This is a genomic window from Actinomadura sp. 6N118 (genome assembly GCF_044326415.1).
Classification (GTDB): Bacteria; Actinomycetota; Actinomycetes; order Streptosporangiales; family Streptosporangiaceae; genus Spirillospora.
In genome coordinates this window covers 1-23588 of the sequence record NZ_JBIRAZ010000018.1, presented here as the reverse complement: position 1 = coordinate 23588, position 23588 = coordinate 1, and the positions used below count along the sequence as shown (strand labels likewise).

Sequence of the window (23588 nt, the reverse complement as noted above, 5' to 3'; positions counted from 1 at the left end):
TTCAGTTGGTGACGGATAGCGACAAACGCAGGAGAGGCTACTACTCGAAGCAATCTATATGCGGTCAATGCCGAGAATTTTGGACATCGTCACGAGATATTCCGAATCAAACCACATGATCACACTCTGTACCTCTACACTTCCACGATCGTGATCAACGTCAGATCAGTACGCCCTGTTCTCGCCACCGCACTGACGGCCGTCCTGACGGTCGCGATGGCCGCTGCCTGCAGCGGCGGCGACGACTCGAAGGGCCAGGCAGCCGTACCCGCGATTCCGGTCCAGCAGGAAATCGGCCCGGGTGAGGGCAGGCTGAACCTCGTCGTGTGGGCGGGCTACGCCGAGAACGGGTCGAGCGACAAGTCCGCCGACTGGGTCACCCCGTTCCAGAGGGCCACCGGCTGCGCGGTCAATGCGAAGATCGCCGACACCTCGGACTCGATGGTCGCCCTCATGAAGACCGGCCGCTACGACGGCGTCTCGGCGTCCGGCGACGCGAGCCTGCGGCTCATCTACGGCGGCGACGTCGCGCCGGTCAACACGGGCCTGCTCTCGAACTATGGCGACATCGCGAACTACCTCAAGAACCAGCCGTACAACTCGGTGCGCGGCCAGATGTACGGCGCGCCGCACGGCTACGGCGCCAACCTGCTGATGTACCGGACCGACAAGTTCCCGCAGGCGCCCACGTCGTGGAGCGTCGTCTGGGACGAACGGTCCCCCGCGTCCGGCCACATCGCCGCGTACGACTCGCCCATCTACATCGCCGACGCCGCGCTCTACCTCAAGACGCACCGGCCCAGCCTCGGCATCAAGGACGTCTACGCGCTCGACCAGAAGCAGTTCGACGCGGCCGTGGACCTGCTCAAGAAGCAGCGGCCCAACATCAACCAGTACTGGCACAACTACCTCGACGAGGTCCAGTCGTTCAAGAGCGGCGACAACCACGCGGGCACCTCGTGGCAGGTGATCGCCAACCTGGCCAAGGACCAGAAGGTGCCGGTGGCCACCACGATCCCCGGCGAGGGCGCGACCGGCTGGTCGGACACCTGGATGATCTCGGACAAGGCCCAGCACCCGAACTGCATGTACCGCTGGATGAACTGGGTGACCTCGGCCCGCGTCCAGGCGCAGGTCGCGCAGTGGTTCGGTGAGGCCCCTGCCAACCCGAAGGCCTGCCGGTTCACCGCGCGAGGGTTCTGCGAGAACTTCCAGGTCGGCGACGCCGCGTTCTACCGCCGCATCGCGTTCTGGAAGACGCCGGTGGCCGACTGCGGCGACGACCGCGGCACCTCCTGCGTCGACTACGACGGCTGGGCCCGCGCCTGGACCCAGATCAAGGGCTGACCGGAAGGAGACCGCCAGAAGGACATCCGAGCTGCCCAGCTTCCCCCCGCGCAGACCGCAAGGGCACGACTTAGGAGACCAATGAAGTTCAGCTACGCAATGCTTCCGGACTACCCGCTCACGGAATCACTCGCCTCCATCAAGCTCGCTGACGAGCTTGGCTTCTACGCCTGCTACGCCGCCGACGAGCCGTGGCACAAGGACCTGTGGCTGCTGTTCGCAGCCGCCGCCGCGCAGACCTCCCAGATCCGCCTCGGACCGAGCGTGTCCGCGGTGACGCTCCGGGAGCCGACGCTCATCGCGCAGGCGGCCGCGACCCTCGACGAGCTCACCAACGGCCGCGCCGAGGTCGTGCTGGGCAGCGGCAACTTCGGGGTGCTCGCCCAGTACAAGATCGACTGGACGAAGACCAAGCCCCTCACCCGGGTCAAGGAGGCCGTCGCGGTCGTCCGCACGCTGCTCGACGAGGGCACCATCACGCGGGACGGCGAGTTCTACTCCTACGACGGGCTGTTCACGTTCGCGCGCCCCGTTCAGGAGCACCTGCCGGTCAAGATCGGCGCGATGCGCGGGCCCAAGTCGTTCGAGGCTGCCGGTGAGCTGTCCGACGGTGTGCACCACGCGCTGTCCTACTCCCGCGAGGCGTACGACTACGCGGTGAAGCACTTCCGCATCGGCGCGGAGCGCGCGGGCAAGGACCCGCAATCGCTGGACATCGGCGCGTGGGTTGTCTGCGCCACCGGCCCTGACTCGGCCGCCGCCAAGGAGGCCGCCCGCAGCATGGTGGGCCTCTACGCCTCGGCGATGCCCGCCGAGCAGCTGGAGCGCAACGGCGTGAGCCCGAAGGACGTGGAGCCGATCATCGACGCGATCGGCGGCGGTGACCTGGCCAAGGCCATCGAGCTGACCACCCCGGACATCACCGAGAAGCTCTCGCTCGCGGGCACCCCGGCCGAGGTCACCGCCAAGATCAAGCGGGAGATCGAGCCGGCCGGCGTCAACCACATGATCCTGGCCATCACCGACAGCGCCCTGGTGAAGTCCTTCACCGGCCGCGAGGTCGCCGGCGTCGCCGACGTGGACACCCAGCTCCGCCTGATCCACGACGAGATCATGCCGTCGTTCGCCTGATCAGAGGCCCCTCCCGCGGCGCGCGGAAACTCCTTTCGCGCGAGCGATGAGTTGCGGGTGGCGGCCTGGTCTAGAGATCATGGCCGTCACCCACGCCCCCGCCGCCACTGCGACCCTCAAGCGTTGACCCCGCGCGCCGGGCGGGCCGCCAAGGACGCCAGGAGCCCTGCGCCCTGGAGAGCGGCGATGAGAACGACACCCGAGTGGAAGCCTGCTGCACCCGACCCGCCCAGGGTGTAGGCGAGAGCGGCCAGCGACGGGCCGACGGTGAACGCCAGCGTCCGGGCGGTCATGCTGACACCGCTGCCGGCGCCGACCATGTCCGCCGGGGTCGCGGCCAGGATCGCGGTGTTGTTCGGGATGTTGAAAAAGCTCTGGCCGAGCCCGATCAGCGCCAGCCGCCAGGCCAGGTCGACCACGCCGGCGTCCGGCCCCAGCGTCAGCATCGCGAGCGTGCCGCCCAGGCTCAGCGCCCCGCCGGCGGCAGCGACCAGCCGGACCGGGAACCGGTCGGCGAGGTTGCCCGCGAACGGCGACCCGGCTGCGAAGCTGCCGACGAAGAACATCAGGGCCAGCCCCATCATCGCGGGACTGCCGTCCACCACGTCGGCCACGTAGAAGGGCAGCAGAAACAACGTAAGCCCGATGTAGGACGCCATCAGCAGCAGTGCCAACAGCGGCAGCCCGAACGCGGGACGGCGGGTCAGGCTCAGGATCGGGCGCGAACTGCGCAGCCGGGTCCACCAGATGCCCAGGGCGAGCGCACCTGCGGCAAGCAACCCGGCGAGAACGAACGCGTCGCTCTCCACCCGGTCGAAGGCCAGCAAGAGCGCGGTGACCGCGCCGCCCAGGATCAGGGTGTCGCCGTACAGTGTCCGATCAGGCCGTGGCATGCCGCCTGTACCGCGCGGGAGCATCCGGTATCCAAGCCACAAAACGATCGCCAGCACGGGCAGCTTCAGCACGAAGACCGGCCGCCAGCCCAGCCCGTCCGCCACGAACCCGCCGATCGAGGTACCTGCCATGGCGCCCAAGGGCATGACGGTCGCCACGTAGCCGAGCGCGCGACCACGCCGTTCGGGTGGCACGGCAGCCGCGACGATCGGCATGTACACGGCGGCGACCAAGGCACCCATGGCCCCTTGCAAGACTCGCGCGAGGACCAGCAACCAAAAGACAGGAGCCACGGCGGCCAGGACGCTGGACAGGGCGACGCCGACCACAGCGAACAGGAAGACGGTCCGGGCGTCGGCCTGGTCCACCCACCGCCCCACCGGGATGGCGAGGGCCGCAGTAGGCAGCGCGTACGCCAGGATCACCCACTTGGTCGCGCCGGATCCGACGTCCAACTCGGCGCCGATGGCGGGCAGGGTCACCGAGGCCAAACTCATCTCCAGGGTGACCATCAGCATGGCGAGAGCGGCGACCATGACGGGTGCCCAGCGCATCGGCGTGTCGGCGGTCGGCGATTCGTCAATGGTCAGTGTGTTCTTCATGGCGGTGACGCTAGGAACGATCCGCCCCCAGTCGCCTCTGTCGGATGACTGGGTTCGTCCCTGTTGATCAGTAACTCCCTGTTGATCAGTAACAGCGATGCCGCCCGACCTGCACGATCCCAGTCGCATGACTGAGGCGAGGCGGAAGGGGCCGCTCGTAGCGTCGTGATCAGCCGAATCATCGAGACCCGCCCCGCAGGGAGCTGATCACCATGTACGCCATCCGACTCCATGAGTTCGGTACGCCCGAGAATCTGCGCTACGAGGAGGTCGAGGACCCGGTGGCAGGGCCGGGCCAGGTTCGCATAGCGGTGCGGGCCGCCGGGGTCCACTTGCTGGACACCGCCGTGCAGGCCGGGGACGCCGAGGGCCTGCCCTTCCCGCTGCCCGATCTTCCGGTCACCCCCGGCCGCGAGGTCGCCGGAGTCGTTGACCAGGTCGGCGAGGGGGTCGACGAGAGCTGGCTGGGGCGCCGTGTGGTCACCCACTTGGGCCTGGTGAACGCTGGCTATGCCGAGCTGGCGGTACGGGACGTGGACGCGCTGTTCCCGATACCAGACAGCTTGGACTTCGGCACCGCGGTCGCCATGGTCGGGACGGGCCGTACGGCACTGGCCATCCACCACATCGGTGCCGTCACGGCGGACGATGTGGTGCTCGTGACCGCAGCCGCAGGCGGGATCGGACTCCTGCTCGTCCAGGCGGCACGGCAGGCCGGGGCCACGGTGGTCGGTGTCGCGGGCGGCGAGGCGAAGGTCGCGCGGGTGCGCGCCGCAGGCGCCGATGTCGCCGTCGACTACAGCGCGCCGGGCTGGTCGAAGGAGGTCCGGGACGCGCTGGCCGGTCGCGATGTGACGGCCGTCTTCGACGGCGTGGGCGGCGGTCCCGGACGCGAGGCGTTCGACCTGCTCGGCTTTGGCGGTCGGCTGCTGCTGTTCGGCTGGTCCGCCGGATCGATGACCGAGCTGACCACCAAGGACCTGTTCGACAAGATGCTCCAGGTCACCATCGCGCTCGGCACGCGTCTGGTGAACGTGCCGGGCGGGCTCCGCGCAATGCAGGAGAAGGCACTCGCGGAGGCCGCGGCGGGACGGCTCGTCCCGGCAGTGCAGTCCTACCCGCTCCCCGAGGCCACGCGGGCGCACGCCGATCTCCTCGCTCGCGCCACGGTCGGGAAGGTGGTCCTCGTTCCGAGGACCTAGGACCACCGCCCGATTCGCCCGGTCAGGGGGTGAAATACGCTCTCGACCATGCTGTACGGCAGAGCAGGCGAAACGGGCCAGATCGACCGGCTGCTGGCCCAGGCACGTGACGGCCGGAGCGCCGCCGTGGTCGTACGCGGTGAAGCGGGGATCGGCAAGTCCGCGCTCCTGGAGTACGCGGCCGGGGCAGCCGGGACCGAGATCCAGGTACTCCGGGCGATCGGGGTCGAGGCGGAGAGCGATCTGCCGTTCGCGGGCCTGAGCCTGCTGCTCAGCCGCGTCGCCGACCGGGTCGGCAGGCTGCCCGGCCGCCAGGCGCACGCGCTGCGCGGGGCCTTGGGGCTGGAGGACTCCCCTGCTGCCGACCGGTTCCTGACGGGCCTGGCGCTGCTGACGCTCCTCGGTGATCTCGCTGAGGAGCGTCCGCTGCTGGTGCTCGTGGACGACGCCCATTGGCTCGACCAGGCCTCGGCTGACGCGCTGCTGTTCGCGGCACGGCGGCTCGGCGCCGAGGGTGTGGTCCTGCTCTTCGCCGCCCGGGACGTGCACGCGCCGCCGTTCCCGACGCCGGGAATCGCCGAGCTCCGGCTCGCCGGGCTGGACGGTGCGGCCGCCGCCGAGCTGCTCGCCGAGCATGCCGGTGACCTGCCGCGCTACGCGCGCGACCAGATCATGGAGGAGGCCCGGGGCAACCCGCTGGCCCTGCGCGAGCTCCCCGCCGCGCAGCGCGAGGGTCAGATCCCCGAATACTTCGGCACGATGCCGGACCACGTCCGGATCCAGCGGACCTTCGCGGACCGGATCGCCGCTCTGCCCGAGCCGACCCGGATGGCGGTGCTGGTCGCGGCGGCCGAAGGCACCGGCGACCTCACCGCCGTCGTGGCCGCGGCCGGGCAGCTCGGCGCCGGGGTCGACGACCTCGAACCGGCCGAACGCAAGGATCTGGTCCGGCTGGTGGACGGGCGGCTCGCGTTCCGGCACCCGCTGATCCGGGCCGCCGCGTACCAGAGCGCCCCGATCGGCCGCCGGCTCGCCGCCCACCGCGCTCTCGCCGACGCGCTGCCGTGCGTGGGCAACATCGACCGCCGGGCCTGGCATCTCGCCGCAGCCACCAGCGAGCCCGACGAGTACGTGGCGTCCGTTCTGGAACAGACGGCCGAGTTCGCGCGGACCCGGGGCGGTTACGCCGCCGTCGCAGCCGCCTACGACCGTGCGGCGCAGCTGAGCACCGAGACGCCGCATCGGGTGCGCCGCCTGGCCCTGGCCGCCCGCGCAGCCGCCGACGCCGGGCAGGTCCGCCGCGCCGCCGAGTTCGCGACCCAGGCGGGACCGCATGTCACCGAGCCGCTGATGAAGGCGGAGATGGCGCAGGTACGCGCGTTCGACACGTACGTACGCGGGCTGCCCAAGACAGCGCACACGCTCCTGGTCGACGCCGCACTCGGCGCCATCGAGGCGGCCCCGGACAAGGCCGCGTTCATGCTCTTCGACGCGATGGGCGTGATCTGGGCGACCGGCGACGCGGCCACGACACGGGAGACGGCCGCGCGCATCCGGGACCTGCGGCTGTCACCGCACCCGGAGGCCGGCCCGTTCATCGACGCGGCTCTCGCGATGTCCCACCTGGCGGCGGGCGATCCGGCGGCCGGGCTGCCCGCACTGCGCACGCTGATGGAGGGCGGCGACACGTTGCTCGGCGGGCTTGCCCTGCTCGAACGCGCGTGCGCCGAGGAGTGGGCCGTACTCACCGGTGACCTGACGGTCGCCGACGATCTCAGCACCGCGCTGGTGGCGGAGTGCCGCGAGCAGGGCGCCATCGGCGTGCTGCCGGAGGCTCTTCGCGATCTGGCCAGGATCCAGCTTTTCCAAGGACGGCACCACGACGCCCGGGCCGCGGCATCCGAGACACTGCAGATCGCTGACGACACGGGCCAGATCCACTACGCCGACGATGCCCGCGGCATCCTCGCCCACCTTGCCGCCGCCGAAGGAGACGAGGACACCGCGCGCCGTCTGGCCGCCGAGGTAGAGGAACGCGGGAACGGCGCGTCCGACGTCTGGACCGCGAGTGCCCTCGCGCTGCTCGACCTGGGGCTCGGCCGGCATGAGGACGCGCTGCGCCGACGTGAAGAACTCGGCGCCGACGTCGCGCTGCACAGCATCGCCGGGCTCTACACCCTGCCCGACCACGTGGAGGCCGCAGCACGTCTCGGCCAGCCAGAACGGGCTGCCGCCGCGCTCGACCGGTTTGAGGCGTGGGCGAAGGCAGCCGGAGTCGCCTGGGCAGAGGCCGTCTCCCTCCGCTGCCGCGCCTTGCTGGCACCCGATGGAGAGGCCGGGCGGCTGTACGCGCGGGCGGTGGAGATCCACCAGGGGTGCGGCCGTCCCTTCGAGCGCGCCCGCACCGAACTGCTGTACGGGGAATGGCTGCGCCGGGCCGGCCACCGGAGCGACGCGCGCAGCCCGCTGCGTTCCGCCTTGGAGATCTTCGAACGGCTCGGCGCCGCGCCCTGGGCCGAGCGGGCCCGCGGCGAGCTGCGCGCCACCGGCGAGACCCGTCCGGCTCGGGACGCTCTGCCCCTCCACCAACAGGACGCCGCCGACCTGCTCGGCAGGCTGACGCCCCAGGAGTTGCAGGTCGTACGGCTTGCCGCGACCGGCATGACCAACCGGGACATCGGCGCGCAACTCTTCCTCAGCCCGCGCACGGTCGGCTACCACCTCTACAACGCCTATCCGAAGCTGGGCGTCTCCTCGCGGGGCGAGCTCGCCCGCCTTGCGACCGAGCCCGAGCCCCGGCCCCAGCCCCGGTCCGAGCCGCAGCCCGCCTGAACTGCAGCCCGCTTAACCGCGCCTCGCTTCAGCTGCAGCCCGCCTGACGTGGGGTTGAGTTCCCGCCGCCGCCGGGGGTGGGCACCGACGGCGGCGGGAAGCGAGATGGCCGTCCGGTCAGTCCGCCGGAACGACCGTCACCTGCAGGGTGCCGTCCAGATAGGCCTGGCGGCAGGCGGCACGGGCGATCTTGGCGCTGGTGGTCCGGGGCAGCGTGCCCGGCTCGATCAGCACGAGGTCGTGCACCCGCAGGTCGTGCCCGTGCTTGACGGCCGCGCGGACGCTCCGTTCCACCGCCTCGAGGTCGAGCCGCCGGATCGGCACCCGCCGGTTGCGCTCGGCCACGATGACCAGGCCCTCGGTCTCCCCCGCGGCCACCGCGAAGGCCGCGACGTACTCCTGCCGGATCGCCTCGTCGGCCCTGTAGGTCGTGTACTCGATGTCCTGCGGGTAGTGGTTGCGGCCGTCGACGATGATCAGATCCTTGATCCGGCTGGTGACGTACAGCTCGCCCTCGTGCATGACCCCGAGGTCTCCGGTGCGCAGCCAGGGTCCGTCCGGCATACCTTCGACGGGCTCGGCGAGCCGCGCGCCGAACGTCTCGGCGGTGGCCTCCGGCCGTCCCCAGTAGCCGGCGGCCACGTTCGGGCCGTGGATCCAGATCTCGCCGACCAGCCCGTCACGGTTGCGGACGCAGGTCTGCGGGTCGACGATCAGTACCTCCTGGCCGTACGGCGTGCCGCATCCGACGTGCGTGGCTCCGCGCTCCGCCCCGGCGGGGACGGGCACCGCCTCGCCGGCCGACAGCTTGTCCCGGTCGAACGTCGTCATCGTCGGCAGCTCGTACCGCGAGGACGACGCCACGTACACCGTCGCCTCGGCCAGCCCGTACGCGGGCACCTGGACCTCCGGCCGCAACCCGCACTCGCGGAACGCCTCCAGGAAGCCCTCCAGCGTGCCGGGGCGGATGGGCTCCGCGCCGTTCATGAAGACCTGCACGCCGCTGAGGTCGAGCTTCGCCTTCTCCTCCGCGGTGACCTGCGCGGTGAGGTATTCGTACGCGAAGTTCGGAGAGCAGGTGAAGCCGTCCTCCATCTGGCTGAGCAGTTCCAGCCACCGGGCGGGTCGCATGATGAACGCGACCGGGTCCATGAGGTGGACGGGGCTCACGTGCGCCAGCGGAAGCCCGACCGCCGTCACCAGGCCCATGTCGTGGAAGAGCGGCAGCCAGGTGGCGACGGACGACGAGCGCGGGACGCCCTCGAAGGTGCTCCAGCACTGCTCGGCGTTCGCCGCGAGGTTGCCGTGAGTGACGATCACACCGGCGGGCGTCCGGGTGGAACCCGAGGTGTACTGCAGGTACGCGACGTCGTCCGGATCGATCGGCTCGGGCGTCCACTCCAGGCCGTCTTCGACCTCGTCCACCATGACGAACTCGCGAGGCCGGAGTTCGGGATGCCGGATGAAGAACGCGGCGACGTGCGGCAGGGCCTCATTGGTCGTCAGCACGCCGGTCGGCCCGGAGTCACGGGCGACCGCGAGAAGCCGGTCGGCGTGGCCTGGGAGGTCGGGTGAGAACAGCGGCACCCCGATGACCCGCGCGTACATCGCCCCCAGCAGTCCGACGATGTAGTCGAGGCTCTGCGGGGCGAGGATCGCCACGCGCTCGCCCGGCTCGATCGTCCGGCGGATCGTCGCGGCCACCGCCCGAGCCTTGCAGTCCAGTTCCGCCCACGTCATCTCTGTGCTCACGCCTTGGACGTCCGCGGCGTAGTCGACGAACGTGTACACGCGGTCATCCGGGTACTTCTCGGCCCAGCGGCCGAGCCGTTCGATCAGGGGGGTGCGGTCGAGATCCTTCACACTTTCCTCCTCACGTGACCCTCTTCACGCCTCGTCACGAAACCCTCTTCACGGCAAGGCGCTCCTCGTCCGGCCAGCGGACGTCCCAGACCCAGCCGAACTTCTCGAACAGCCAGATGACCCGGGCGCTGATGTCGATCTGGCCCTTCAGAACGCCGTGCCGCGCCGACGTGGGGTCGGCGTGGTGAAGGTTGTGCCAGGACTCGCCGAACGAGGGGATGGCCAGCCACCAGACGTTGCGGGAGCGGTCGCGGGTCTGGAAGTGCTCCTTGCCGAAGACATGGCAGATGGAGTTGATGGAGAACGTGACGTGGTCGCCGGCGAAGACGCGCAGCAGGCCGGCCCAGAAGAACGCGGTGACCGCGCCGTGCCACGACCACGTGAGCAGCGCGCCGAGCCCCATCGGGACCAGGAGCGTGGTGGCCGCGATCAGCACGTACACGTCGTTGCGCTGCATCAGCACCAGGTCCTTGTCCGCGAGCAGGTCGGGCGCGTACTTCCTCCGCGAGGTCCGGTGCTTGCGGAACAGCCAGCCCATGTGCGCGTGGAAGAGCCCCTTGGTGAGCCCCCACACGCCGGGACCGAAGGCCCAGGGCGAGTGCGGGTCGCCCTCCTGGTCGGCGTACTTGTGGTGCCGGCGGTGGTCGGCGACCCAGAAGATCACCGAGCCCTGCCACATCTGGCCGCCGAGGATCGCCAGCGTGACGCGCAGCCAGCGCTTGGCCTTGAACGACTTGTGCGTGAACAGCCGGTGGTACCCGACGGTGATCCCGAGCGCGTTCAACGGGTAGAGGAACGCGAAGATCGCTATGTCCGTCCAGCCGAGTCCCCAGCCCCAGAAGAACGGCACCGCGGCCAGCACGGCGACGACAGGGCCGATCACGAAGAAGACCACGCTGACCCGCTCCACCAAGGGGACGGGTTTGGGGGAGATGTCCGGGAGTGGGGCTCTGTCGTTGCCGAGCTCGGCGACGCCGGCTGTCATAGGGGGCTCCTTCGGCAGATGAGCAGAGGTGCAGGTGCGATCGGTTCCGCCATGTGGGTGTGATCAGTTCCGCCAGGTGGCTGTGATCAGTTCCGCGATGTGGCCATGACCGTACGGACGTTCCCGCTCCGGCTCTTCACGGTGGACTCGCCATTTCATGAAGGAAATTCGCAGTTTGCTGACAACTCCCGCGACGGGTCCCCGGGCGAGTCCGCGTTTTTGTCACCGGAGCAACTTCTCCCCCGGTCCGCGTTATCAAGAATTGTCATCTCAAGGCGATGGCCCTCCCTCGCGACTCAGGCGTGGGCGAGATGCACCGATCTTGTTAGATTTACTGACATCCGGTGCAGGGGGTTGCGTGGACGGCATGCGGTGGCGGGTCCGGATCGACGCGTTCAGCGGGCAGGGCGCCGTGCTGGGCGCGGGTACCCTCGTCACTCCCCACCACATCCTCACCTGCGCTCATGTCGTGGCCGGCCACGACGAGCTCTGGGTGGCGTTTCCCGACCTGCACGAGCGCCGTCAGCGAGCCGTCGTCGAGTTCCGCGGCGAGTGGCGGGCGAAGGGCGACACCGGCGACGTCGCGGTGCTGCGGCTGGACGAGCCCGCTCCGGTGGCGCCGTGCCGCCCGGCGCCCCTGGACGCGCTTCGTGACCCGCCCGAACTGCGTGCCCAGGGCTTCCCGCGCGGTCACGAACGCGACGGAACGCACGTGACTCTGCGTACCAGCGCCGACCGGACGCTACGGCGCGAATGGCTGGAGGTCGATGTCGGCAGCGGGCATCTGCGGCGGCTGGATCAGGGGTTCAGCGGCGCGGCGGTGTACGACCCGAGAAGCGGCCAGGTCGTGGGCATGGTCACCGACGCCGAGTTGCACGGCGACCATGAGGGCACGATCGGCCGGATGTTGCCGCTGGAGACCGTGCGCCGCCACTGGGAACCGCTCGACGACCTGCTGCCCCTCGACTGGCTGCCTCCGGGGCCGCGCGCCGAGCTGCGCGGCCTCCTGGCGGACGCCGAGACCGCCGAGCCCCCGGCCGCCCTTTTCCGGCTCGCGTTTCCTCTTTTCCTGCGCCCGCCCGCGACGTTCCACTCGCTGTGGGATGCCGTGCGATACGTAGGCGAATGCGTCCCAGGCCAGGACCGCCTGTCACGCTTCCTCATAGTCGTGGCCGAACACCTGCCGGACGAACACGTCCGCGCCCGGCTCAACGCTTGGCTGCGTGATCGTTCACCCGGAGGCACCGCCGCACCACCGCCCGCTGCGGCACCGCAGACCTCCATCATCGTGCGGTTGGAGACGACCACCCGGGGGCCGTACGAACTGACACTCTCCACGCTCGTCGAAGGAGTCCCCGGTCGCCCGACCGAACGGGTGAGCGTCCGCAAGAACCAGATCCGCCCGCACGTGGAGAAGGCCCTGCCCGCGCTGATGCGATCCGTGCTCGGCCGCGACCGCGACTGGATGATCGAGTTCGTGGTGCCGGAGCGGCTGCTGAACGAGCCGTTCGAGGAATGGTCCATCAAGGAGGCGGGCTCCGCGCGTCCCCGCCCGATGCGTTCCGTCCCGCTGGTCGTGCGGCACGTGGAACGCCTCCGCCCGCTGCTGGCCACCGACCTGACCAGGCGCCGCTGGCGGACCCTCCGTGAGCGCGGCTCAACCCGGCCAGATCCCGTCGACTGCCGCCTGGGCTACGGATACGACGAGTTCTACGACTGGCTCGACGCGAGCGACGAGTCGTGTGCGCTCGTCTACGCCTCCAACCCCGAAGCCGACTGGTTGTCCGCCGCCCTCAGCGTCGGCATCCCCGTGATGTTGTGGCGCCGCAACGCCTGCGCTGGGCCCTGCGACTCCGACGCCTGCACCGGACGGCGTTTCCTGACCGAGCTCACCACCGCCATCGACAAAGCCCATCCCGACGAGCTCCCGACGCTTGTGATGAAGCTGCGCAAGCAAGCCAGGGTCCCGCCGGGGAACGCCGACCACTGCGGGAACGGACTCGCCCTCTTCTGGGACGATCCCGCACGCAATCCCGATCCCCCGCTGGCCATGAGGGAGACGTGAGGGTGTCCGTCGACCGGCTGAAAGAGGCGCTCGACGCCGTCGCTCCGGATGACTCATCCCTCGCCCCGCGCGACCTAGCCGAAATGCTGTGGCTGGCCTGCCACATGCCCACCCCAGCCCCTCAGGCCACGCCCCCACCAGAGCCAGATGCCCCTGCAGAGCCCCCCGCCGCTCAGCCCCCACCCGCCGAACGGCCGGAAGCCGAGACCCCGACCGCACCCGCCTCCACCCCGGCGCCCGCCGAGGAACACGAGCTGCACGCTCCCCGCCCCGCCCCCGAAGAGCCGAAAGGCACCGGCGAAGGCGTGCTCGTCCCGACCGCGCCCATGCTCCGCCATCCCCTCGCGCTCCAACGCGCGCTGCGGCCGCTCAAACGCCGCGTTCCGTCACCCCGGCACAGAATCCTGAACGAGGAGGCCACGGCTGCGCGCATCGCCGACGACCCGTCGAGCTGGATCCCGGTCATGGACCCCGCCGACGAACGTTGGCTCAGCCTGGCGCTGGTCATCGACGCCGCCCCCTCCATGCGGATCTGGCGTCCTCTCGTCCGGGAGCTCCGCGACATGCTGCTCCGCCTGGGCGCGTTCCGTGACGTGCGCCTCTGGCACCTGGACCGGACCGGCGTCCGCCCGTACCCCGGCGGCCCGCCGACCACACCCGCGTCCCTCATCGACCCTGCAGGCCGCCAAGCCGTCCTCGTCGTCAGCGACTGCTCGGGCCCGGACTGGTGGGACGGCCATATCGGCCCGGCGCTGCATGTGTGGGGCACGCACGGCCCGACCGCCATCCTGCAGCCACTGGTCGAACGCCTCTGGCGCCGCAGCGCCGCCCCGGTCGTCCCAGGACTCGCCATGGCGTCGCACCCCGGCGCCCCCAACACCGACCTTCGCTTCGTTCCGTACGAGGGACGCCCCCAGAACGCGTTGCCGATCCCGGTCCTGGAGATCAAGCCGGACTGGCTGGCCGACTGGGCCCGCCTGGTCACCGCCTCGGGCGGCGAAGGCAAACCGACCGCCATCACGTACGTGACCGGCGAACCCCGGCCCACCGCCGCGCCACCTCGCCGCGAGCGAGAACTGCCGATCGAAGAACAGGTCGCCCGCTTCTACGCGGCGGCCTCAACGACCGCGGCCGAGCTCGCCGCGCACGTCGCGGTCTCCGTCCCGGCATTGCCAGTCATGCGGCTGATCCAGCAACGCCTCCTGCCCGCCTCCAGGCCCGGCGACCTCGCCGAGGTGCTGCTCAGCGGCCTCCTCCAGCCGGTGGACGCCGAACGAGGCGTGTACGACTTCGTCCCGGGTGCGCGCGAGGCCCTCCTCGCCACCCTCCCGCGCCCGGAGTCCCGCGCCACCGCCGACGTGCTGGCCGAGGTGTCAGCCGAGATCCAGGCCCGCGCGGGCTCGGCCGCCGAGGTCTTCCGCGCCGTCATCCCCGCCGCCGACGGCACCCGCGCCCTGGCCGACCGCCCGTTCGCCCTCGTCAGCGAAGACGCCCTCCGCTTCCTCAACCACACCGCCATCCCCGTCCGCACCCGACCGGCCGAATCCGTCCCGGCAGGCACCGGCATGGCGCGGAGGACCGAGCAAACCACATGGCCACTCTTCGCACTCGGCGGCAGCGACCTGCGGATCTGGGACCCGACCAGTGAGAGCGTCCTGGCCTCCTGGAACCTCGCAGGCCACCCCGAAGCCGACACGATCACGGCGGTCTCCAGCTCCGGAAGACCGCTGCTGGTCAGCGGGCATGCCAACGCGGCGCTGTGCGTTTCGGACCTCACCGCCGGACGCCTCGTGCTCCACAACGGAGGCACGGTGTCGGCCCTGACGACGTTCCGGGACACGGCCGGCCGCGACGTGATCGCCAGCGGTGGATCCGACGGCGTCGTACGGTTCTGGAGTCCCTCGACGGGAGCCCAGGTCCGCACCGGGTTCCACGCGCACACCAGCGCGGTCCGCACGATGACCGCCTTCCCCCATCCAGACGGGCGCCCCTTCCTGGCCACGGGCGGCGACGACGGCATCGTGCAGATCTGGAACCCCGACTCCGATGCCAAGACCGGAATTCTGCTGCCCAATCAGGGACCGCGCGGCAACGCGGTACTGGCCCTGGCGACGTTCACCGGACCGGGCCGCCGGACCGTCCTGGCGACCGGGAGCCGCGACGGGGCGATCCGGCTCTGGTATCCCCTCACCGGCTCGCAGGCCCGCGCACCGCTCACCGGCGATAAGGGAGCTGTAGCGGCCCTAACCGCCCTGGTCGCTCGTGATCGGCCCCTGCTCGTTGCTGCCAGCGGCCGGACCATCCAGCTCTGGGATCCGCTCGAACGCCGCTCCATCGGCCCGCCGCTCACCGGTCACCGGGACACAGTGCTGGCCGTCGCCGCCTTCACCTTGGACGGGCGTCCTCTCATCGCCTCCATCGACGCGCTCAGCCTCCGGATCTGGGATCCGCTCGCAGGCACTCCGGTCGGCCCCGTCCTTGAGGCCCGCGAGGAGACCCGGCTGCGGTCCCTGGCCGTTCTGCCGCCAGAGACCCGGTCACACCTCGTGCAATCCGGCGACCGCCCGCCACCGCCCCAGCCCCCGTCGACCCTGCTGCAGCCCGAACGCCAAGTAGTCCCATTCCGAGGCCGCGAACGCGAGCTGGCCGAGCTCACCCGCTGGTGCCTGAGCCCGCCGGATCGGTCGCACGCCGTGTTGAGCGGACCTCGGGGGCAAGGCAAGACGCGGCTGGCGCTCCACCTCGCGGATCTCCTCGCGGAGGAGGGCTGGGTCACCGAATACGTGACCGACGCAGCGGACTCCATCACGACCGGCTCCGCCGGCCCCCTGCTCGTGATCGTCGAACGGGATGACGGTTCCGGCTGGCCCATCGACATCAGACCGGCCATGCCCACCAGAACGCGGATCCTCTACCTCACCCGCCTACCCTGGAGCCGCCCGCGACCCGACTTCCACAGGCGCCTGCCCGACCTCGAAGGGACGGTGGCTGGCCGTGAGGCCGCGTTCGACCAAGCGGTGACGGCCTTCTCCGCTGCCCTCGGCCATCCGCCGCGGAACCTCGTCCGGCCGGACCTGAGCTCATCGGCATACGGTCACGCGCTCACCTTGCATCTGGCCGCCCTCCGGGCGGTGGTGGGTCGCGAACGGGAGTTCTGGGAGATCAGCGCTCCGAAGTCCGTTCCAGTGCAGGCAGTCGGCAAGGCCGTGGCACTGGCCCTGCTGTCAAAGCCCCGTGACCTGCGTCAGGCGACCGAGCTGCTGCGCCTACTCCCAGACCTGGCGGATCTGGCGCACATCCCGGAACTCGCCCACTGGCTGAGCTGCGCCTATCCGCCGGAGGATGAGGAGTCCTTCTGGGGTACGGTCCAGCCAGGAGGGCTCGCCGACGCTCTGCTCGCGGAGGTCGTCCCTGGCTTCCTGTCATGGCTAGCCGAGGCGCTTCCGCGCGACCAGGTCCCGCATGCCATCTCAGTGCTCAACCGTGCGGCGCACGACCACCCGGAGATTCGCGAAGCGCTGTCACGGGCCGTCCCCGGGATCTCGGAGCCGGACACGGGCTCCGGGACCGGCAGACCACAACTGACCGACCTCCTCGCCAGAACGCACCCCACCCCGGGCCGACTGGAGTGCCCGATCGGCGCGGACTCGCCGGGCGAGCCTGTGCTGCTGGACGTCGCCGAACACGGCCTCGTCGTCGGGGACGAACGCGCCGATCTCGTGCGCACTCTCGTTCTGGGACTTACGGCCACCTACAACACCGACGAGCTCGCATTCCTCGTCGCGGACGGCAGTGGCGGCACGTCGTTCCCCGGGCTCGACGAGCTACCCCATAACGCGGCGGCTCCCCTGATGCCGCTCCCGGACGAAGCCAACCGGAGTATCAGCCGCCTCCACGAGGCGTTGCAAGGCGAGATGGTCAGGCGTCAGGAAAGTGCCGATCGACGGCCGCACCTGCTGCTCGTCCTGGAGAACTTCACGGAGTTGATGCACCGCAAGCCGGAGTTCTCCGATCTCCTCCTGGAGCTGACGCGAGCCGATCGTGACCTCGGCATCCACCTGCTGCTGGCATCGCATCACCCCCCTGACAGGGCGTTGCGCCTCCTCAGCGGACAACTCTCGTACCGTGTCGACTTCCCTATCGCTGACGAGACGACGGCCCAAGCACGGAACGCCGTATCGGATATCGACCATGCTCTCAAGGAGATGGCAAAGGGACACCGGCTCCGCCGGAACCGCGACTATCTAGCACGGTGGCGGCGCTACACCGACGCTGAGCAACAGAAGGTGGCCGCGGGCTTCCAGACACTCTGGACGCTGGCAGCCCCAGAGGTCCGCGCGGATATCAGCGACCTGCAGGCCTTCCTGAGCGCCGCCCGCGACCGTTCCGACGTCCTCGGCCTCCTCCCCGAGGATCTCGAGCAGGCTCGCGCCGGCCTGCAGAGGCTCGGCGATGCGTTCGCCTCCGGCACCTCATCCACCGGTCAGGGACGGCTGCAGGTCGCCGACCATCCACCCCTGCCCTTCACGCTCGCCGAAGGAACGCCCCAAGCCCGGCAGAGCATGCCTGTCCGACAGCTCCTCCTCCCGCCGCTGACCGTGCCGCCCCGCCTTGACGAGCTCATCTCGCGGACAGGGGCATCGGTGTCGCCACAGGCCGTCATCGGGGTTGTCGACCGGCCGCTCTATCACCGGCAAGAGCGGCTCGCCCTCGACCTGGGAGGCCCCAAGGGCAACGTGGCCGTGGTGGGCTCCACCGGCAGCGGCAAGTCGACATTGCTCGCGACCTTCGTCGAGTCGCTCGCGGTTCCGTACACCGAGCACCTCGTGCAGTTCTTCCTCTTCGACTTCGGCCGGGGCCAGCTGGCCCCCTTGGCGTCGCTCCCGCATGTCCGTTCAATGACCACCTACGCCGATCCCGACCGGGCAGCATCCGTGATTGGGGAAGCCGCGACCCTGCTCCGGCGACTCGTCAAGAACGACGTGGCCGATACCGGCCCGCGGATCTTTCTCATCGTCGACGAATGGGCCGAACTGATGCGAGCGCTGGCACCGGAGGCCGTCCAGGACCTGCACCGCATCGTCGAGCAGGGCTGGCGGTCAGGCGTCCACGTGGTCGCCTCCGCCACCGGATGGTCGCAGTTCAGCCCGGACATGCGTGACCGGTTCGGCACCCGGCTGGAGCTCGCTCTCGACTCCCCGGCCGACTCGCTGATCGACCCCGAACTGGCCGCCGAAGTACCACCGGGATCACCGGGCCGGGGCATCACCCAAGCCGCCGAGCACTTCTACACGGCGCTCCCTCGTCTCGCCGACCAATGATCGAGACGTCGCTGAGACGCTTCGCCGCTTTACTCCCTTTCGCGCGCCCCGGACGCGGGGTCCGGGGCGGACGAAAAGAGTTGCGATGAACACGAAACGGCTCGCCGCAGCAGCGGTCGCAGGGTCGTTGGGCCTCGGGCTCGCGGGATCGGTGACCGCGCCGGTCTCGGCCGCCGAGGTCGCCAAGAAGCCGGGGCGGAACTTCGTCGTCAAGCTGTTGCCGCGCAAGAGTGTGGTGTCGCCGAAGGGTCTGAAGGCGACCGGAAACAAGCACATCGTGATCAAGACGTTGCGCTGGCAGCGGCCCGTGGCGCTGAAGGTGCAGGCGATCAGGTGCAACGGTAAGCCGCTCGGCGAGTGGAAGTACGCCCCCCGCGGGCGCCTCGTGCGGCTCACCAAGGCCCCTCTCAAGCGAGGCGACTGCTTCAGTATCCGTTGGGGAAGCCCGGGCGCCCCCTCTCCCAGCAAGATCTGGATCAACCTGACCTACTAGGCCGGGTGCCGCTGAGCGTGACTCGGCGCTGATGCCCGATGTTCTGGCCAGGTGACCTGCGTGCGCCGCCGTTGTCCCGCCCCTTGTTGAGAGGGGCGGGACGCCGTTCGTCAGCACTCGTGGCGCAGCTGCTCTGCGAACTCGGCCACCGCTACCTCTCCTGCGAACCGCTCCGCCAGCAGACCGTGTAGCTCCCTTGCTCGCGGCAGGAGATCCCCGGATCGTCGTGTCGGCTCCAGTGCCGCCCGCCCGTACGTCAGCGCCCCGTCGAGCTGACCGCGGCGGCCAGCGACGAGGGCCAGGTCCAGGTTCGCCATGGCGAACCGCATCGGCCAGCGAACTGAGCCGTTCTGTCGCTGGCACTGCGCGATGACCTCGTTCGCGTGCTCGCGCGCGGCGTCGTCCTGGCCGAGCATGGTGTAGATCGTCGAGCAGTAGAACTCGTACTTGTCGTGATCGAACACGAAGTGGTGTTCGGGATGGTCGGGCCTCGGCAGCTGGTCAAGGATCTTTCGGCCGACACGCAGTGCCTCGGCGGCGCGGTTGTCGCCCATGCGGGCGTATCCCCTGCCTGCCTGCAACGTCAGCTGCACAGCGGCGTTGGAAACGCCCGCGTGGCGTACCCCGGCCTCGCTGTAGGTCACGACATCGTCATAGCGGCGCTCGACGAGGGCGAACCACGCGGCGATCTCCCAGGACCAGCCGATCAGCTCGCCGTGTTCGGCTTGCTCTCCCATGCGGCGGGCCATGCGCCGGGCCATCTCGGCGGCGTCCTGGTCGCCGTTGTCGTAGTACGCGCAGGCCAGGAGAGCGGCGAGCCATCCCGTGCGGACGAGCAACTCCCGGTGCTCAGCGAGAGTGGTCCGGCCGTCGAGCAGACGCAACAGGCGTTCCATGTGTGCCTTGCCGCGCACGCACAGCTGGTCAGGCGAGACGCTGGGGTAGTCCCGGCACAGCCGGTTCACCGCAACGTCGATCATCTCCAGCGAGCCAGGGCCAAGGTCGGAAGCATCTGCCCGCCGCATCATGTCAATGAGTCCACGGTCGGTGGCTGTCAGCGGCGACGACGGCCTGAGCCTGGCCAGGGCGCCACCCGCGTCGAGCAACTCGTCGAGCCGTCCCGCCAACTCGATGGACGGCGGCTTGTGGTCGTTGGAGATCCGCGACAGATACCCAGGATCGCAGGGCACCGTCTTGGCCAGCTGGCGCAAGCTGATCTCGCGCTCGGTCATGAGCTGGCGCAGCTTCTCGCCGAAGGTCATCGCCTCACCCGTTTCGGCCCGGGTTGACCCGTTGTCGGTGTTGCCCGCTGCCGGTGAGCAACAGGTCAACGTCTCCACGCTATCCGGGCAGGCGGGAAGTGTGGCGGGTAACGATGAGACGGCCCTCGGCCGGTGCGCAAACGCCGGTGATCCGAGGGCCTACCGGATGGAAGGGTCCGGCATGACGAACCTGGCGGAGGCCAAGGCCGCGCTACGGCGAGACTTCCCTGGCTGGTCCATCATCACGACCAACCGTGAACGGTGGTGGGCGACACGGAACCCCGACCGTGACCCGATGACCAATCGGCTGATGGACCACCACGTGACCGCAGTCGACGCCGACAGTGCTGAGGATCTCCGCCAGCAACTCGACGAGGTGACGCGGTGATGGCCACCGACCGCTTGGACGCGCTCGGCCAGGAGCTCGCGCTTCGCGGAGTCTCCTCCCGTCCACAGTTCGACCAGATCCCGGCACGGCAACGCGTGTTCCTGCCGAACACACCCCGCTTCGGCGACAGCGTCCGCGTCGGCACCGGCCCTGACGGGGAACCGTGGTTCATCTCCTCCACCGGCGCCCCACTGGCTCCCGTATGGGACCTGCCGTGCGCGGCCGAACGGATCGTGGGACAGCTGACCGCGTACTTGCCCATCGCCGACCAGTTCGGCGTCACGAAACCGGCTCCGCGCGGATGGTGGCGATTCGTTCTCCGACGCTCGTCCGCCTGGCAGCAGAAGCGCGGCGGCCCGTCGCGCTGGCACAGTGGAAGGAACGATGGCGATGGGTAAGCACGGCGACTCGCAGAACCCCAAGGACAACCCCAAGGGCGGTGACGGCCAAAACCCGCAGGGCGGCAAGCGTGGCGGTGGCGGCGACGGCGGCAACAAGGGAGACGGGAAGAACCCCAGGTGATCGAGACTGTTCCCCGGCACTTGTTCGTCCCTGACCGGGCGTTGGCGATGCCTGACAGCGACGAGCCGAACTACCCGATTGACCGGCACGCTCGACCTGAGGAGTGGCGGGCAGCGGTGGAGTCCAACACCGCGATCATCACTCAGGTCGATGACGGAGCCGACGATGGCGGCGGGTTGTTCACCTCGTCCTGCTCGGCCCCGGCCACGGTGCGCGACTTCCTGTCCGCGCTGGACCTGCGAGACCACGATCAGGTCCTGGAGATCGGGACCGGGACAGGGTGGACGGCCGCTCTGATCTCCTATCGGGTCGGGCCGCAGAACGTGACCAGCATCGAGATCGATCCAGACGTGCTGGGCCAGGCAGAGAAGAACCTTCAGCAAGCCGGGTACCTTCCTCACCTCATGCTCGGCGACGGGATGATCGGCCATCCTGACGGCGCTCCCTACGACCGTGTTCACGTGGCTTGTGGCGTCTGCGACGTTCCCCACGCATGGGTGGAGCAGACCCGGCCGGGCGGGGTGATCGTGCTGCCCTGGAACCCGCTCTACGGCAACGGCCACATGGCCCGGCTGACTGTGGTCCGGAACGGCATGGCGGTGGGCAGGCTCCTGGCGTTCGCCAACTACATGATTGCCAGGAATCAGAGGATCCCCGGGCGATCCGTCTCCTCCTACACCGCCGGTACCGAGCCAGTACACAGCTCTACAGGACTCGACCCCCGGACAGTGGCATGGGACTCCTACGGAGCCGACATCGCCATTGGCGCTCTGGTCCCGGGCGTGGAGAAACGAATGTGTGCAGCAGACGACGACTCCGGAGAGTGGACGTTCTGGCTCCTGGAGCCCGCCACCGGTTCCTGGGCGTCGGTGGACTACGAACCGGACCGCGCACAGTTCGCCGTGGAGCAGTGGGGACCGCGCCGCCTGTGGGACGAGACGGCGGCGGCTTACCTCCAATGGGTCTCCTGGGGCAGCCCGGCTCAAGACCGCTACGGCATCACCGTGACCCCACAGGGCCAAACGATCTGGCTCGACTCACCAGACAACCCGATCAAGCCGACCCGGCTGTTGTCGTATGAGGGTGAGGCGGCCGGGATCGTCTCTGGGCCAGGTCGATATGCCACTGGGTGCGCATGACCTCCGGCGGAGCAACCCTTGCGCGGAGGGCGCGCTCGTCGTGAACCACTCACAGGCGGGGCGAGTCGTCTCGGCCAAGGACGGCCGCTTGCCGATTCATCCGTCTGCTCGGTCTCGGCCAGCGTTCGCTGCTCGGAGAGGCAGACGGCGCGCGCATGGTCCTCGTTCTGGAGCAGCCCGGCGATCAGGAGTGCCTCGCAGCCCGTAAGAACTCGGTAAGCACCGCTGACCTTCCGGAACGGGACCGGCCCCATCACCATCATTCTCGTGATCAATACCTCTCTCACCCGCCGTTCCGCCCTGACCGCCGCCGCCGTCGCCCTCGCCGGTGCGGCGTTCACCACCCCCGCCCAGGCCGACGGGCCGACCACCTACACCTACGTCGACCTCGGCTCCGAGCCGGGCTACGCCACCAGCGTCGCCAACGACCTCAACTCCTCCCGCATCGTCGTCGGCTCATCGCGCAATGGCGTCGTCTGGCAGGACGGCGAGATCGGCACCCTCCCGATGCTCACCGGGCTGGGCGTCAACGAGACCGGCGCCATCGTCGGGTCGGCCTACACCGGAGCCTCCGATCAGCCTCCGCACGCGGTCGTGTACCGCGACGGCGAACTCACCGATCTCGCCGCCTCGTTCGACGACAGCAGCAGCAGCGCCGTCGAGATCAACGATGCGGGTACCGTGGCCGGGTCGCTGCGTGAGGCCGGTCAGCCGGGCCGGGCGGTGATCTGGGAAGCCGACGGCACCCTACGCCGCCTGCCCGGCCTCGGCGGTTCCTCCTTCGGCAACGAGAGCGCAGCCGTCGCGATCAACGACAAGGGCCAGGTGGTGGGCAGTGCGGTGACCAAGTCCGGCGCGACCCGCGCGGCGATCTGGCAGAACGGCACGATCACCGCTCTGGGCACCCTCGGCGGCGGCGGATACCCCGGCACCAGGGCCACCGACATCAACGACAACGGCGTGGTCGTCGGCGACTCGCAGAAGCTCACCGGCCACCTGCACGCCTTCGTCTGGAGCAACGGCAAGATGACCGACCTCGGCACCCTCGGCGGCCCCGCCAGCTTCGCCAGCAGCGTCAACAACAAGGGCCAAGTCGTGGGCATCTCCGACATCGACTCCTCCGGCAGCACCAACCGCCGCGCCTTCGTCTGGGAGAACGGGAAGATGACCGACCTCAACAAGGTCACCACCAACCTCCCCAAGGGCACCGTCCTCTACAACGCCAACGCCATCAACAACGACGGCGTCATCGTCGGCACAGCCTCCCCCCGCGCCTTCATGCTCATTCCCAACAACTGACCCGCCCACAAGCGGCGCGTCCGGGCAGAGACGCGCCGCTCTTGGCGAATTCATGGAACAAGCTTTGTGCTGTGCCCGGTCACAGTTGCGGGGTCATACCTTGAGCCAGGCCGCGTGGGACTGTCCTGAATTTTGTGGGTGAGGCGGTGATCGTTGTCAGTTGAGGGTGATGCGGTCGCCGTAGTGCAGTGACAGTGCGTTCAATGCGGCCTTCCATCCGCGGGTTGTGCCGGTCACGTTGGA

Annotated in this window: 16 protein-coding genes; 12 read left to right on the top strand and 4 right to left on the bottom strand. The window is 69.6% G+C overall.

What is annotated here, in order from left to right:
* Positions 1-150 precede the first annotated feature (150 nt).
* Both ACH34W_RS37440 and ACH34W_RS37435 read left to right on the top strand, forming a co-directional pair.
* On the top strand, positions 151-1347 hold the full coding sequence (locus tag ACH34W_RS37440; protein ID WP_395965914.1) for an ABC transporter substrate-binding protein: 1197 nt from the start codon (positions 151-153) through the stop codon (positions 1345-1347).
* A gap of 81 nt (positions 1348-1428) precedes the next feature.
* Positions 1429-2478 (top strand): LLM class flavin-dependent oxidoreductase, encoded by a 1050-nt coding sequence (locus ACH34W_RS37435; RefSeq protein WP_395965913.1) that lies wholly within the window; start codon positions 1429-1431, stop codon positions 2476-2478.
* A 116-nt stretch (positions 2479-2594) separates the two neighbouring features.
* On the opposite strand, the gene ACH34W_RS37430 is transcribed toward ACH34W_RS37435, so the two are convergent.
* Positions 2595-3974 carry an MFS transporter gene (locus ACH34W_RS37430; RefSeq protein ID WP_395965912.1) on the bottom strand — a complete coding sequence of 460 codons (1380 nt, stop codon included), beginning with the start codon at positions 3972-3974 and terminating at the stop codon, positions 2595-2597.
* Between the two features lie 212 nt (positions 3975-4186).
* On the opposite strand from ACH34W_RS37430, the gene ACH34W_RS37425 reads away from it, so the two are divergent.
* Positions 4187-5176 (top strand): zinc-binding dehydrogenase, encoded by a 990-nt coding sequence (locus tag ACH34W_RS37425; RefSeq protein ID WP_395965911.1) that lies wholly within the window; start codon positions 4187-4189, stop codon positions 5174-5176.
* A 48-nt stretch (positions 5177-5224) separates the two neighbouring features.
* On the top strand, positions 5225-8008 hold the full coding sequence (locus ACH34W_RS37420; RefSeq protein WP_395965910.1) for an AAA family ATPase: 2784 nt from the start codon (positions 5225-5227) through the stop codon (positions 8006-8008).
* Positions 8009-8125: 117 nt separating this feature from the next.
* Here the strand turns inward: ACH34W_RS37420 and ACH34W_RS37415 are convergent, their stop codons facing one another.
* Positions 8126-9871, bottom strand: coding sequence for a fatty acyl-AMP ligase (locus tag ACH34W_RS37415; RefSeq protein ID WP_395965909.1), 1746 nt, complete (start codon positions 9869-9871; stop codon positions 8126-8128).
* A gap of 34 nt (positions 9872-9905) precedes the next feature.
* A complete protein-coding gene (locus tag ACH34W_RS37410; RefSeq protein WP_395965908.1) occupies positions 9906-10856 on the bottom strand; it encodes an acyl-CoA desaturase in 951 nt (316 codons plus the stop codon).
* A gap of 367 nt (positions 10857-11223) precedes the next feature.
* Here ACH34W_RS37410 and ACH34W_RS37405 point away from each other — a divergent pair, with 367 nt between their 5' ends.
* The 3 genes from ACH34W_RS37405 (at position 11224) to ACH34W_RS37395 (ending at position 18735) form a co-directional block, all read left to right on the top strand.
* Positions 11224-12921, top strand: a complete 1698-nt coding sequence (locus ACH34W_RS37405) for a trypsin-like peptidase domain-containing protein (protein ID WP_395966104.1) — start codon at positions 11224-11226, stop codon at positions 12919-12921.
* A gap of 2 nt (positions 12922-12923) precedes the next feature.
* Positions 12924-18242, top strand: a complete 5319-nt coding sequence (locus ACH34W_RS37400; RefSeq protein WP_395965907.1) for an SAV_2336 N-terminal domain-related protein — start codon at positions 12924-12926, stop codon at positions 18240-18242.
* Between the two features lie 85 nt (positions 18243-18327).
* On the top strand, positions 18328-18735 hold the full coding sequence (locus ACH34W_RS37395) for a hypothetical protein (RefSeq protein ID WP_395965906.1): 408 nt from the start codon (positions 18328-18330) through the stop codon (positions 18733-18735).
* 110 nt (positions 18736-18845) lie between these two features.
* Here the strand turns inward: ACH34W_RS37395 and ACH34W_RS37390 are convergent, their stop codons facing one another.
* Complete coding sequence (locus tag ACH34W_RS37390) at positions 18846-19997, bottom strand: helix-turn-helix domain-containing protein (protein ID WP_395965905.1); 1152 nt, start codon at positions 19995-19997, stop codon at positions 18846-18848.
* Positions 19998-20178: 181 nt separating this feature from the next.
* Here ACH34W_RS37390 and ACH34W_RS37385 point away from each other — a divergent pair, with 181 nt between their 5' ends.
* From ACH34W_RS37385 to ACH34W_RS37365, 5 genes are all read left to right on the top strand, one after another.
* Positions 20179-20385 carry a hypothetical protein gene (locus ACH34W_RS37385; protein WP_395965904.1) on the top strand — a complete coding sequence of 69 codons (207 nt, stop codon included), beginning with the start codon at positions 20179-20181 and terminating at the stop codon, positions 20383-20385.
* Positions 20385-20783, top strand: a complete 399-nt coding sequence (locus ACH34W_RS37380; protein ID WP_395965903.1) for a hypothetical protein — start codon at positions 20385-20387, stop codon at positions 20781-20783. The genes ACH34W_RS37385 and ACH34W_RS37380 overlap by 1 nt, the downstream gene beginning before the upstream one ends.
* Entirely contained in the window at positions 20776-20907 is a 132-nt protein-coding gene (locus ACH34W_RS37375; protein ID WP_395965902.1) for a hypothetical protein, read from the top strand. The genes ACH34W_RS37380 and ACH34W_RS37375 overlap by 8 nt, the downstream gene beginning before the upstream one ends.
* Positions 20904-22046: a methyltransferase domain-containing protein gene (locus ACH34W_RS37370; RefSeq protein ID WP_395965901.1), complete on the top strand. Its 1143-nt coding sequence runs from the start codon at positions 20904-20906 to the stop codon at positions 22044-22046. The genes ACH34W_RS37375 and ACH34W_RS37370 overlap by 4 nt, the downstream gene beginning before the upstream one ends.
* 267 nt (positions 22047-22313) lie before the next feature.
* Entirely contained in the window at positions 22314-23345 is a 1032-nt protein-coding gene (locus tag ACH34W_RS37365; protein ID WP_395965900.1) for a DUF3466 family protein, read from the top strand.
* Positions 23346-23588 lie beyond the last annotated feature (243 nt).

Bases quoted from the DNA above. Each gene is read 5' to 3' on its own strand.
- ACH34W_RS37435 (WP_395965913.1), top strand. From the start codon at position 1,429: ATGAAGTTCAGCTACGCAATGCTTCCGGACTACCCGCTCACGGAATCA.
- ACH34W_RS37430 (WP_395965912.1), bottom strand. From the start codon at position 3,974: ATGAAGAACACACTGACCATTGACGAATCGCCGACCGCCGACACGCCG.
- ACH34W_RS37425 (WP_395965911.1), top strand. From the start codon at position 4,187: ATGTACGCCATCCGACTCCATGAGTTCGGTACGCCCGAGAATCTGCGC.
- ACH34W_RS37420 (WP_395965910.1), top strand. From the start codon at position 5,225: ATGCTGTACGGCAGAGCAGGCGAAACGGGCCAGATCGACCGGCTGCTG.
- ACH34W_RS37410 (WP_395965908.1), bottom strand. From the start codon at position 10,856: ATGACAGCCGGCGTCGCCGAGCTCGGCAACGACAGAGCCCCACTCCCG.
- ACH34W_RS37405 (WP_395966104.1), top strand. From the start codon at position 11,224: ATGCGGTGGCGGGTCCGGATCGACGCGTTCAGCGGGCAGGGCGCCGTG.
- ACH34W_RS37395 (WP_395965906.1), top strand. From the start codon at position 18,328: ATGAACACGAAACGGCTCGCCGCAGCAGCGGTCGCAGGGTCGTTGGGC.
- ACH34W_RS37390 (WP_395965905.1), bottom strand. From the start codon at position 19,997: ATGACCTTCGGCGAGAAGCTGCGCCAGCTCATGACCGAGCGCGAGATC.
- ACH34W_RS37385 (WP_395965904.1), top strand. From the start codon at position 20,179: ATGACGAACCTGGCGGAGGCCAAGGCCGCGCTACGGCGAGACTTCCCT.
- ACH34W_RS37380 (WP_395965903.1), top strand. From the start codon at position 20,385: ATGGCCACCGACCGCTTGGACGCGCTCGGCCAGGAGCTCGCGCTTCGC.
- ACH34W_RS37375 (WP_395965902.1), top strand. From the start codon at position 20,776: ATGGGTAAGCACGGCGACTCGCAGAACCCCAAGGACAACCCCAAGGGC.